Genomic DNA, 12,105 nt, shown 5'->3' with positions numbered 1-12,105 from the left:
GCAAAAAAGGCTTATCTTTGCTACGTAATTAAGATGATATGCGGCTCAGGCCGTGTTCAACGATAACAGTACCCGTTTGGCATACCGTAAGATCTGCCGGCGGGTCATTCTTTTTTATAACGGTATGGCAAACAAGAAATCACGTTCCATTGAAGAACAAATAGAACTGCTCAAACAAAGGGGGATGATTGTCGGGGATGAAATTTTTGCCGCCCGGCATCTGGCCCATATCAGCTACTATCGTCTGAAAGGCTATTGGTGGGATATGCAGTATGACAAGACCCGTCATCTGTTCCAGCCTGATTCCAATCTGGAAGATGTCGTCACACGCTATTATTTTGATAAAGAACTGCGCCTTATTTTATTCGATGCCATCGAAACAATAGAAATCACCCTGCGTACAAAGATGATTTATCATCTGTCACAATCTTACGGAGGGCTCTGGTATCGTGACCCGAAGCTGTTCGCGGATGCCGCTTTCCATGCCCGGCACCTCAAAGAACTGATGGAAGAGTTCTTGCGGAGCAACGAGATATTCGTGAAGGACTACAAGCGCAAGCATCTTGTTACGAATACAGACGGAGAAAGGATACTTGACGAATACCCGGATGCGTGGATTATATTTGAGGTGGCCACATTCGGCACACTTTCCAAGATATACAAGAACCTCAACCACCAGCTGCCCGAAAAATCGGCAATAGCCAATGATATGGGGTTAAATTTACACAGTGAACTGTCGGGATGGCTGGAAGCCATTTCATATATGCGCAACATCATCGCGCACCATTCCAGAGTATGGAGCCGGAATATGGTCAAACGCCCTTGTGAAATCCGCAATCCGCGAATAGCATGGCTTTCCCGCCCGTTGACCGAGGTACAGCAGAAAAAGCCGTTCTATGTGATTACAGCCATGCTATACCTCTGCAATGCCATAGACGAGGGACATACGTTCAAGGAGAAGTTACTGGCATTGTTTAAGGAATATGCGGATGTGCCCATCTACAAAATAGGTTTCTTCAACCGTTGGGAAGAGGAACCGATCTGGAAAAAGATGTCAGAATAGAATCATATGGAGAAGAAGAAGAAAAAACAGCAGGGACACTATTGTCGTATCTGTGGCGACTACAAGGCGAACGAGAAATTCAGCGGAAAGGGACACGCCCGGCATATCTGCAAGAGTTGTATGTCAGCCATGCGTAGCGGCAAGAATCCGGAGGATATTTTTCCGGAGCCGTTACCCGTGAACCGTGAAACTATACGTTTCAAAAAACTGGGCAAAGAAGAAAAAGCCGTGTTGAAAGCGTTTATCACCGAAGTCACAACCGAATACTGGCAGGAAAACAGACAGATACCGTTTGCGGACAGTTTCTCCGAACTAAAAAAGTACATCATAGGAACTTATGATGAAGAATGCGGCATACTTCTGAAAGATGATGCCGAGCTGAAAAACTACTTTCAGACCCATACGATAACGACCATAAACAAATTGCTTAAAGAGGAAATTTCTGAAAATCAGGATTAAGACAAAGGGCGGAGCAAGGTATCAAACTTGCACCGCCCTTTATTTTGTCGCCAATCTGTTATTTCTGCTGCAACAGATGTTTCAGGTTCTCGTCACCAGCGATTCGTTCCAGCTCGTCTTTCACGATTTGTTTCACTTCCTCCTTGATGCGCCTGTAATTCGCCTGTACCGTTTCCTTCATGCAGTCGTTGCCGTCCTCATCCGTGAAGTCGGTAATGACGGGTATCTTCTTATAGGCTTTTTCCTCACGCTTCACCTTTTCGGCATCCACGACAATCTCACAATGGAAAATCTTCTGCTCGATGCGCTCGTTGAAATTGTCAGACACCGAACCGACAAACATTCCCTGCGTCAAGCCGGAAATCTTGCTCGGTGGGATAAGCGCATCCATCTGCGTGTTGATGGAGGTGGAAACGTCCTGCCGGTTGATGGAAATGGACTGCCTTTTCTGCAACACCTTTCCAAAGCGTTCCGAAAGCGTCTTGGCGGTTTCGCCCACCACCTGACCTGAGAAGATATTGCCGACGGTGTTCATCACGACTTTGGCTTCTTTGTCGCCATAGTCGCGCACCAACTGGCTGAAATCCTGAAAGCCCAGACACACCGCCACCTTGTTGCTTCGTGCGGTGGCGATAAGGTTGTCCAACCCCTTGAAGTATATCGTGGGCAGCTCGTCAATGATGACCGACGACTTCAACATCCCCTTCTTATTGATGAGCTTCACGATACGGGAATTATACAGACCGAGAGCCGCCCCGTAGATGTTCTGACGGTCGGGATTGTTGCCGACACAGAGGATTTTCGGCTCTTCGGGATTGTTGATGTCCAGCGTAAATTCGCTGTCGGACATGACCCAATAGAGCTGCGGGGAAATCATCCTCGACAGCGGAATTTTTGCCGAAGCGATCTGCCCCATGAGCTGCTCTGCTGCTCCACCGAGCCACGCATCCATAAACGGTGAGAGGTAGTTTTCCAGTTCCGGGTAAGAGGTCAATATCGGAAAAATATCCTCATAACGGCGGTTCAGGAACTCAATGGCATGAGGGAACGTACAGTATTTGCCGTTCTGATAGATTTTCAAATACCATATAATACTGGCAAACAAAATGATAGGTGATTCCACAAAAAAGTCGCCCTGCTTCTGCACCCAACTCTTATTGAGGTTGAGCATGATGGTGTACGCGCTCTCGTAAGCGTCTGTAATATCCTCCATAAAATCCGGGTGTATGGGATTGCAGCGGTGGCTGCGTCGCGGGTCATCGAAGTTTATCACATAGAACTTCGGCTTCACCTTGTATCCCTCCGGGTGGTTGAGCAGATGGTTGTAGGCAATGGTCGATAAGTCACTGAATTTGAAATCATAGACATACATCGAGAAGCCCTTCTCAATCTGCTGCTTGATGAAAGAGTTTACCACCGCATAGGACTTTCCGCTGCCCGGCGTGCCCAATACGATGGAGGCACGGAACGGGTTCACCACGTTTATCCAGCCGTTGTTCCAACGCTTCTTGTAGTAGAAGCGAGTGGGCAGATTGACTGAATACTCGCTTTCGATAAGCCGTGTTTCCTGCATGAAGCTCTCGTTCTCGTTGTTGAACACGTCATCCATCAGGTTGAGTTTCAACAGGCGGCTCATCCACAAACCGCCCATCATCAGGCAGACATAGCCCGTGCCGATAGTAAGGATATACAGAGCCGCGACCGCTTCCACCGGGAGCGGCAAAGCCAGTATCCACCAGTTCAGGAAAAAGAGCACGAACCCGGCGGCAAGCACCGCCCATATCTTTTGCCAAGTGATTTTCTCTCCCTTGACCCCCTTCGTGCCCATGCAGGAGAGGGCAAGCAGAAGAAGGGCGAACAGCTTCGTGTAAAGGACGGAACGGAACAATCCTGCCGTGCGGTTGAAGTTCATCAGGATTTTGTCCACCACGCCGATGTCCAATCCCCACAGACTTATGGCTTCATAGCAGAACCAGTACACGTTCATGACCACTAAAATAATACTCACGGCACGCAGGAAATCCATGATTTTCGCCAGTGCCCTCAAATCGTCTTCTTGTTGTGACATACGTTGAAAATTTTTAATTGTTGATACTTCTGTTACATTCCCAAGCCCTTGCGCTTCTTCTTTTTCCTCTTGCGCCGCATCGCCCGGATGAAGGCTTCCTCCTCGGCATCCACCGCCGGACCTTCGGGAGAGAGCAAGCCCATGCCGCCCTCCGTGTCATCATACCCGGAAACGGCCGGCCCGCACATATCTTCCCCGTTTTCCACCGGAATGGAAAGCGTGAGCGGCGGCTGTCCGGCATAAGGCAGCGTGAAGTGTTCCTGCAAGGCATTGGCGGAAAGTTCCTTGCCCATGCGTGAGCCGTTCAGCACGCATCCCGTGCGGTGGTCGATGAAAGTGACCCCATAGATGCGCCCTTCCTCCGTATGGCGTAATACCGTATCAATCCCTTTCTCCTTGAGCCGGGAAACGAATGTTTCCTTGTCATACGTGTTTTCCAGCACGGAAAGGACGGTGCGCTTCGTCATTTCGGCGAGTTTCCTGTCTTTAATCTCCTGTTTGGAACGGGCAAACTTCCTCTCTACGGCTTCATAGCCGACAGTCTTCCCGAAGAGCGAAGACTTGAAAGGGTTGCCCACCTTGTTCCCTGCATCATCGGTGGCAGAATAAACCAGCCCATGATACTCCCTTCCGCGTACATTGCCCCGCGCTTCCTCCACCGTCACATTATACAAGGAAAGGAGGGCACGGTATTCACCCATCGACTGGAAACGGTACTGCACGTTCAACGCCTTGACCGTGTTCCCTACCTGCTTCTTCACATCGCCTGCCGAAGCGTCCACCTTGTGCAGCGGTGTATCAAGACGGCGGTTCCGGCGTTCCGCATCGTGAAGCCCATACTTCTGTTCCAGCTCACGGGTAATCTGCTTGCTGCGGTAGAAATTGTTTCGGGTGTCGATGCTCCTGCCGTTTTCGTCCACCCTGACCGTCACGATATGCAGGTGGTGGCGGTTGATGTCCTCGTGTTTGAACACAAGATACGGCTGGTTGCCGTAGCCCATCTTTTCCAGATACTCGCGTGCGATGTCCTGAAGCTCCGTGTCGGTCAGCACATCCTCCGGGTGCGGGTTGAGAGATATATGCACCACCGGTTTCTCCACCCTCGACTGCGTAGGCATGAAGGATAGAAAATCCTCCATAGCCCTATGGATGTCCACCGTTCCCGAACCGTCATTGTAGATGCGGTTGGCGGTGAGCAGCCGCCCTTTCGCTTCGTTAATCTTCTCCCCGTTGTAGGCGAGTGCGCCGTACAACGAATTTCCTACACTGATTTTTGCGACCATTTCGCCTCCAGCTCTTTTGAAAGTTCCACAATCCGGCGGCTCAGTTTCACGAGTTCCACGGTCTGCCCTTCCAGCTTGTAGAGCAACGCCATCGCCTTTTTCTCGGAGAAATGGCAACGCAATTCCTTCACGACTTGGTTGTAGTTCGTGCCGACAGCGCGGAACTGCGCATGAAAATCAGACAGCTTGGTGTAGTAGTCCACCAGCGTCCTGTCCACTTTCATCACCTTGAAAGGCTGCCCGAAGAAGTGCGCCTTGATGAAAACCGACTTGGCGTAAACACCCGATTTCTCGAACATGGAGAGGAAACGGTTGTGTTCCTCCTCGTTGAAACGGACGGTGTAGCGGAACACCGCTGGATCAATTTTGGGATTTCTCCCTGCCTTACTCTTTTTTTCACTCATATAAAATTGGATTTAGCGGTTTGACGGCATAAGCCGCTGCTTCGGGGCACAGATACCGCAGGTTTGAAAGGCTTCCCGACTTCGGAGGGGAAGCCCGCCCCCTGCAAGGGCAAGGCGTTTTCCGGGATGCTCAAAATATTTTGAGCGGCTGAAAACATACCTTGCTATGTTCAGGTGAACATAAAAATCCGTCAGGGGACGGATTGGGAAAATACCTTTCAGGACTCCGGCCCGCACGCCATCGGCGAACCCTGCCGTCCGGGTGCAAAGTTACGCCCTTAAAGCGGTAATGGACAGATGCTTGACCCGGTCAATGGCTGCCAACCGGCGCAACATGCCGCCACTTGCTGGAGAAGTGATACAGGTTCAAAAATATACTTGTTTATTTGCAGCATGATTCAAGAAACGAACGGTTTGAAGATATGAGGAAAGGAACATTCAAATACCCGGACAACCGCTTCGGCGGACACTTGCCGAAACGGATACCCGAACCGTCGGAAACCCGGTTGTCCGACAATCCGATGACGTATGGATTCAATGACTTCATGACGCAATGTCGTCATTCATCACTTGTCCGCCGCACCGCTTCACCGCAGAACCGGATACGTGGTGACCCGCCCGTGTGCCTGTTCACGGAAACGGATAATGCGGTAATTCAATCCGCATGTAAACAGAAAATAAAATCATCAACAATTAAACTGAATAGAACCATGAGTAAAGAAATCTTCGTTGCATTCGCAACACAGAAAGGTGGCATTGGCAAATCCACCGTCACGGCACTCGCCGCCAGCTACCTCCACAACGTGAAGGGCTACAATGTCGCCGTCGTTGACTGCGATGATCCGCAGCACAGCATCCACGGTCTGCGCGAACATGAGACGGCACTCATCGGCGGGAGCATCTACTTCAAGGCTCTCGCGTGCGACCATTTCCGCAAGATAAAGAAGAACGCCTATCCGGTCATCAAGAGCAACGCGGTGAACGCCCTCGACGATGCGGAAAGGATGATCGCCGCCGAGGTCATGAAGCCCGACGTGGTTTTCTTCGACATGCCGGGAACACTCCGGAGCAACGGCGTGATAAAGACGCTATCGCAGATGGACTACATCTTCACGCCCCTTAGTGCCGATCGCTTCGTCGTGGAGAGTACCCTGAAATTCGTCACGATGTTCCGCGACAGGCTGATGACGACCGGGCAGGCGAAAACAAAGGGGCTTTATCTGTTCTGGACGATGGTGGACGGCAGGGAGAGGAACGACCTGTACGGCATCTACGAAGAAGTGATAGCCGAAATGGGCTTTCCGGTGCTTTCCACCCGCCTGCCCGACAGCAAGAAGTTCCGCCGCGACCTATCGGAAGAGCGCAGGAGCGTTTTCCGCTCCACTATCTTCCCGATGGACACGGCACTGCTGAAAGGAAGCGGCATCCGTGAGTTTTCCGAAGAGATAAGCGACATCATCAGACCGCAGTGAGCATGGGCAGCAGGAAAGTGAACACGGAAGGCATCGACGAGGAACTGCTGTTGGCATCCATTGGGCGGCGCACTCAGGACGGGACACTGCGTCCGGCGCAGGAAGTCCCCGCAACCGCACCGACCGAAGATGACACCGCCGTACCGGAGCCGCCACCCGCGCAGCCCGTGGCACGGGAGAGAACGCAGAGGGAAGGCGGTCGCCGGAAAAGGCAGGACGAGGACTATAACGAGCTGTTCCTGCGCCGCAACGAGATAAAGACCCGCCAGTGCGTCTATATCAGCCGCGACGTACACGGCAAAATCCTCAGAATAGTGAACGATATCGCCGGAGGGGAAATCTCCGTGGGCGGCTATGTGGATACCGTGCTGCGCCAGCATCTGGAACAGCACAAGGAGAGAATCAACGAACTGTACAAGAAACAACGTGAAGATCTGATTTGAAAATGGAAAAAGAAATGACACCGAATGAAAAAAGACCGCAGCAGGACTGCGGAGGCATGCTTGCCCAAGTGAAGGCGAGCGTGGAAATACTGTCGCTCGTCCCGGTAAGCGGCAAATGCAGCGAGAAGGACTATGAGCGTCTGTTTATCCGCGACCCCGAAGTAAAGGCGCGGGAGGGCAAGATGGCGTATGTGCGCCCGGAGTACCACGAGCGTATCATGCGCATCACCCGTGTAATCGGGCATGACCGGCTTACGCTGTCCGCCTACATCGACCATGTGCTGACGCACCACTTCAACCAGTGCGAGGACGCCATAAAGAGCCTTTACGCCCGGAATTACAATTCAGTATTCTAATTAAAACCGGAAGTATATGAATGAAACAATCAGTATGACAGACATTCTGCTGGCGGTATCGGTCGGCTGCAACCTATGGTTCCTGTTCCTGCTCCTTTACGAGCGCATCATGGAAACGCGGCTTGTCCGCTTCTTCAAGGGCATAGTCGGATTATGGCGGTCGTTGGACAGGAATGGACCAAAGAGCGTAGCGGCACATGAGGAAGTTCCCACGGCAAAGGGGGACATCATCGGCAAGAGCCGTTTCAAAATGGCATCCACCCGGACAACCGCTGCCATACCGGCGCAAGAAGCCGCCACTTCGGAAAAAGGCATTGAGCTGTCGGAGGAAGAGGCTACTTTTGACGACGGAAACACGGAAACCGCGTCCCGCCCGGCGCAAGTCCCGGAGGAAAAGCTCGATGAGACCTTCACGAGCATACCGCCGGAGGAACTGGGATACGGGGAGGACGAACCGGATGAAGACGCTTCGGACACGCCACGGGCTTCGGGCAGCAGCTTTGACGAGATCGACGACGCCTGCAAGACCGCCAAGAACCCGGATGCAACGCAGGCGCAACGTGAAAAGGCGGCCAAGGTGTTCACCGACATGGAGGGCACGGAGTTGTACGAGAAAATGATGGAAGGCTCTTCGGAGATAGGCATCCGCATCAAGGGGCTTATCGAGATTCGGCTGAAGAAATCTGAAAAGGAGTTCGTCGTGCCGGACAACATCGAGGAGTTCGACATTCGCAACTATGTATGACAACAATAAAAGAAATGAACATGAAAGAATGACATCAACCCACGCGGCGAGGAAACGCAAGGCGCATCCCCATCCGCAACGGACACGCCCACGTCCGTGGAAACAAACGGGCATCCACTAAAACCAAAGTAAAGAAACAAAGTATCAACCGCCCGACAAAGGACCATCCACCCTTTTGACGGCAAAAAACAAGAACAGTTTATGAACAAGAACATCTTGAAAAACAGAAAAGCAATCCTCTCCGCGGCACTTGTCATCGCCGCAACCGCCTCTGCTTTCGCACAGGGAAACGGCATCGCGGGCATCAACGAAGCCACCTCTATGGTGAGTTCTTATTTCGACCCCGGAACTAAACTGATATACGCCATCGGTGCGGTCGTCGGGCTTATCGGGGGCGTAAAAGTGTACGGCAAGTTTTCATCGGGCGACCCCGACACCAGCAAGACAGCCGCCTCGTGGTTCGGCGCGTGCATCTTCCTGATTGTTGCCGCCACCATCCTGCGCTCATTCTTCCTTTAATAAATAATGTATGGCTGAATACCCAATCAACAAGGGTATCGGCCGTCCGGTAGAGTTCAAGGGCTTGAAGGCACAGTACCTCTTCATCTTCTGCGGAGGTCTGCTGGCTCTCTTCGTCCTGTTCGTCATCCTCTACATGGTCGGCATCGACCAGTGGGTATGTATCGGCTTTGGCGCGGCATCGTCCTCCCTCCTTGTATGGCAGACCTTCGCGCTGAACGCCCGGTACGGCGAACACGGGCTGATGAAACTGGGAGCGGCACGGAGCCATCCCCGATACCTGATCAACCGGCGGCGGATAACCCGTCTGTTCAAACGACAACGAAAGGAAGAAACGACATGAGGAATACATCAAAAATGACAACACTGGAAAACAAGTTCCCGCTTCTTGCGGTGGAGCATGGCTGCATCATCTCAAAGGACGCCGACATCACGGTGGCTTTCGAGGTGGAGCTGCCGGAGCTTTACACCGTGACGGGCGCGGAGTACGAGGCGATACACGGCTGCTGGTGCAAGGCGATCAAGGTGCTGCCGGACTACTCCGTCGTCCACAAACAGGACTGGTTCATCAAGGAACGCTACAAGCCGGAGCTTCAGAAGGACGACATGAGCTTCCTCTCACGAAGCTTCGAGCGTCACTTCAACGAGCGTCCGTACCTGAAACACACCTGTTATCTTTACCTGACCAAGACGACAAAGGAGCGTAACCGGATGCAGAGCAACTTCAGCACGCTGTGCCGGGGACATATCATCCCGAAGGAGCTGGACAGGGAAACCACGACCAAGTTCATGGAAGCCTGCGAACAGTTCGAGCGTATCATGAACGACAGCGGGCTTGTCAGGTTGCGCCGCCTCTCCACCGACGAGATTGTGGGGACGGAGGGTAAGGCGGGGCTGGTAGAACGCTACTTCTCGCTCATGCCGGAAGGTGACATCACCTTGCAGGACATCGAACTTTCGGCAAGGGAGATGCGCATCGGCGACAACCGCCTGTGCCTGCACACCCTCTCCGATGCGGAAGACCTGCCGGGCAAGGTGGCGACAGATACCCGTTACGAGAAGCTCTCCACTGACCGGAGTGACTGCCGACTGTCATTCGCCTCCCCGGTGGGGCTTCTGCTCTCCTGCAACCATATCTACAACCAGTATGTGCTGATAGACAACAGCGAGGAAGCCTTGCAGAAGTTCGAGAAGTCCGCCCGTAATATGCAGTCACTATCTCGCTATTCAAGGAGCAACAGCATCAACCGCGAGTGGATAGACCAGTACCTGAACGAAGCCCATTCCTACGGACTGACCTCGGTACGGGCACACTTCAACGTCATGGCGTGGAGCGACGATGCGGAGGAACTGAAGCATATCAGGAACGACGTGGGCAGCCAGTTGGCAAGCATGGAATGCGTGCCGCGCCACAACACCATCGACTGCCCGACACTCTACTGGGCGGCGATACCCGGCAATGCGGCGGACTTCCCGGCGGAAGAGAGTTTCCACACTTTCATCGAACAGGCGGTGTGCCTGTTCACAGAGGAAACCAACTACCGCTCTTCGCTCTCGCCCTTCGGCATCAAGATGGTGGACAGGCTCACGGGGAAACCGCTGCACCTCGACATCAGCGACCTTCCGATGAAGCGGGGCATCACCACGAACCGCAACAAGTTCGTGCTGGGTCCTTCGGGCAGCGGCAAGTCGTTCTTCATGAACCACTTGGTGCGGCAATATTATGAGCAAGGCGCGCATGTGGTGCTGGTGGACACGGGAAACTCCTATCAGGGCTTGTGCGGCATGATCCGGCGCAAGACAGACGGGGCGGACGGCGTGTATTTCACCTACACGGAAGAGAAGCCCATATCGTTCAACCCGTTCTACACCGATGACTACATCTTCGACGTAGAGAAGAAGGACAGCATCAAGACCCTGCTTCTTACGCTCTGGAAATCGGAGGACGACAAGGTGACGAAGACGGAGAGCGGCGAACTGGGCAGTGCCGTGAGTGCCTATATTGAGCGTATCCAATCTGACCGTAGCATCGTGCCGTCGTTCAACACCTTCTACGAGTATATGCGTGACGACTACCGCAAGGAACTGGCTGAGCGTGACATCAAGGTGGAGAAGTCCGACTTCAACATCGACAACATGCTCACCACCATGCGGCAGTATTACCGGGGCGGACGCTACGACTTCCTGCTCAACTCCACGGAGAACATCGACCTGCTCGGCAAGCGGTTCATTGTCTTCGAGATAGATTCGATTAAGGAAAACCGCGAACTGTTCCCCGTCGTGACCATCATCATCATGGAAGCCTTCATCAACAAGATGCGGCGTCTGAAAGGGGTACGGAAACAACTTATTGTGGAAGAGGCTTGGAAGGCTCTCTCTTCAGCGAACATGGCTGAATACCTGCGCTATATGTACAAGACCGTCAGAAAGTATTACGGCGAGGCAATCGTGGTGACGCAGGAGGTGGACGACATCATTTCCTCTCCCGTGGTCAAGGAGAGCATCATCAACAACTCGGATTGTAAAATCCTGCTTGACCAAAGGAAATATATGAACAAGTTCGACCAAATACAGGCGTTGCTCGGACTGACGGAAAAGGAGAAGGGACAGATACTCTCCATCAACATGGCGAACAATCCTTCACGGCTCTACAAGGAGGTGTGGATAGGCTTGGGTGGCACACAATCGGCGGTCTATGCCACCGAGGTCAGTGCAGAAGAGTATCTGGCGTACACCACCGAGGAAACGGAGAAAGTGGAGGTTTACCGTCTGGCGGAGAAGTTGGGCGGCGACATCGAAGCCGCCATCCGGCAACTTGCCGAGAAGCGGAGAAACAAGGAAACAACCAACAATTAAAAATGAATTTATCAACGAAAAAAGAAAAATGCGTATGAGTTTACAGAAAGTGAAAATGCTGCAAGTCAGCAAGTGTCTGATCGGATTGGCGGTCATGATGCTGCAATCCTGCGACGTGGCCGACAACCTCCGTGATATGCTGTGCGGGAACTGGGAGAGCGTGGAGGGGAAGCCCGACGTGCTTATCTACAAGGAGGGCGAAGCCTACAAGGTGACGGTGTTCCGCCGGAGCGGTCTGCGCCGCAAGCTGAAACCGGAAACCTATCTCTTGCAGGAGGAGAACGGCAACCTGTTCATGAACACCGGCTTCCGCATCGACGTGTCCTACAACGAGGCCACGGACGTGCTGACCTTCTCGCCGGGCGGCGACTATGTGCGGGTGAAACCGCAGCCGGGACACCCGACAGAAGAATAACAACCACTAAAATCCAAAGTAA

At 52.8% G+C, this 12,105-nt stretch carries 13 protein-coding genes; 10 read left to right on the top strand and 3 right to left on the bottom strand.

Features of this window, described 5'->3' with window-relative positions:
* Positions 1-124 precede the first annotated feature (124 nt).
* Entirely contained in the window at positions 125-1,063 is a 939-nt protein-coding gene (locus tag DXA74_RS07335; protein ID WP_118526233.1) for an Abi family protein, read from the top strand.
* 6 nt (positions 1,064-1,069) lie between these two features.
* A complete protein-coding gene (locus tag DXA74_RS07330; RefSeq protein WP_118526187.1) occupies positions 1,070-1,522 on the top strand; it encodes a hypothetical protein in 453 nt (150 codons plus the stop codon).
* A 58-nt stretch (positions 1,523-1,580) separates the two neighbouring features.
* Here DXA74_RS07330 and mobC read toward each other — a convergent pair whose 3' ends face one another.
* The 3 genes from mobC to mobA are packed head-to-tail and all read right to left on the bottom strand — an operon-like array spanning position 1,581 to position 5,277.
* A complete protein-coding gene (mobC, locus tag DXA74_RS07325; RefSeq protein ID WP_118526185.1) occupies positions 1,581-3,590 on the bottom strand; it encodes a conjugal transfer protein MobC in 2,010 nt (669 codons plus the stop codon).
* A 32-nt stretch (positions 3,591-3,622) separates the two neighbouring features.
* Positions 3,623-4,873, bottom strand: a complete 1,251-nt coding sequence (gene mobB, locus DXA74_RS07320) for a conjugal transfer protein MobB (RefSeq protein ID WP_118526184.1) — start codon at positions 4,871-4,873, stop codon at positions 3,623-3,625.
* Entirely contained in the window at positions 4,852-5,277 is a 426-nt protein-coding gene (gene mobA, locus DXA74_RS07315; protein WP_118526182.1) for a conjugal transfer protein MobA, read from the bottom strand. Before mobA ends, mobB begins: the two co-directional genes overlap by 22 nt.
* A gap of 422 nt (positions 5,278-5,699) precedes the next feature.
* On the opposite strand from mobA, the gene DXA74_RS07305 reads away from it, so the two are divergent.
* The 8 genes from DXA74_RS07305 (at position 5,700) to DXA74_RS07270 (ending at position 12,083) form a co-directional block, all read left to right on the top strand.
* Positions 5,700-6,749 carry a ParA family protein gene (locus DXA74_RS07305; RefSeq protein ID WP_008674632.1) on the top strand — a complete coding sequence of 350 codons (1,050 nt, stop codon included), beginning with the start codon at positions 5,700-5,702 and terminating at the stop codon, positions 6,747-6,749.
* Between the two features lie 2 nt (positions 6,750-6,751).
* Positions 6,752-7,192, top strand: a complete 441-nt coding sequence (locus tag DXA74_RS07300; protein ID WP_005861676.1) for a DUF3408 domain-containing protein — start codon at positions 6,752-6,754, stop codon at positions 7,190-7,192.
* Between the two features lie 2 nt (positions 7,193-7,194).
* Positions 7,195-7,548, top strand: a complete 354-nt coding sequence (locus tag DXA74_RS07295) for a DUF3408 domain-containing protein (protein WP_009017933.1) — start codon at positions 7,195-7,197, stop codon at positions 7,546-7,548.
* Between the two features lie 16 nt (positions 7,549-7,564).
* The gene (locus tag DXA74_RS07290) at positions 7,565-8,293 is read left to right on the top strand and encodes a conjugal transfer protein TraD (RefSeq protein ID WP_118526180.1); all 729 of its coding nucleotides are present in this window, start codon (positions 7,565-7,567) and stop codon (positions 8,291-8,293) included.
* A 201-nt stretch (positions 8,294-8,494) separates the two neighbouring features.
* On the top strand, positions 8,495-8,812 hold the full coding sequence (locus DXA74_RS07285) for a DUF4134 domain-containing protein (RefSeq protein ID WP_002560983.1): 318 nt from the start codon (positions 8,495-8,497) through the stop codon (positions 8,810-8,812).
* A 10-nt stretch (positions 8,813-8,822) separates the two neighbouring features.
* Positions 8,823-9,155, top strand: a complete 333-nt coding sequence (locus tag DXA74_RS07280; RefSeq protein WP_005816813.1) for a DUF4133 domain-containing protein — start codon at positions 8,823-8,825, stop codon at positions 9,153-9,155.
* A complete protein-coding gene (locus DXA74_RS07275) occupies positions 9,152-11,668 on the top strand; it encodes a TraG family conjugative transposon ATPase (RefSeq protein WP_009292472.1) in 2,517 nt (838 codons plus the stop codon). Before DXA74_RS07280 ends, DXA74_RS07275 begins: the two co-directional genes overlap by 4 nt.
* Positions 11,669-11,702: 34 nt before the next feature.
* On the top strand, positions 11,703-12,083 hold the full coding sequence (locus DXA74_RS07270; protein WP_005680594.1) for a DUF3876 domain-containing protein: 381 nt from the start codon (positions 11,703-11,705) through the stop codon (positions 12,081-12,083).
* Positions 12,084-12,105: the final 22 nt, after the last annotated feature.

Origin of the sequence: Bacteroides sp. OF04-15BH (assembly GCF_003477995.1) — a bacterium.
Lineage (GTDB): Bacteria > Bacteroidota > Bacteroidia > Bacteroidales > Bacteroidaceae > Paraprevotella.
The sequence above is the reverse complement of the archived record's forward strand: the minus strand, read 5'-3'. Positions and strand labels throughout refer to the sequence as shown.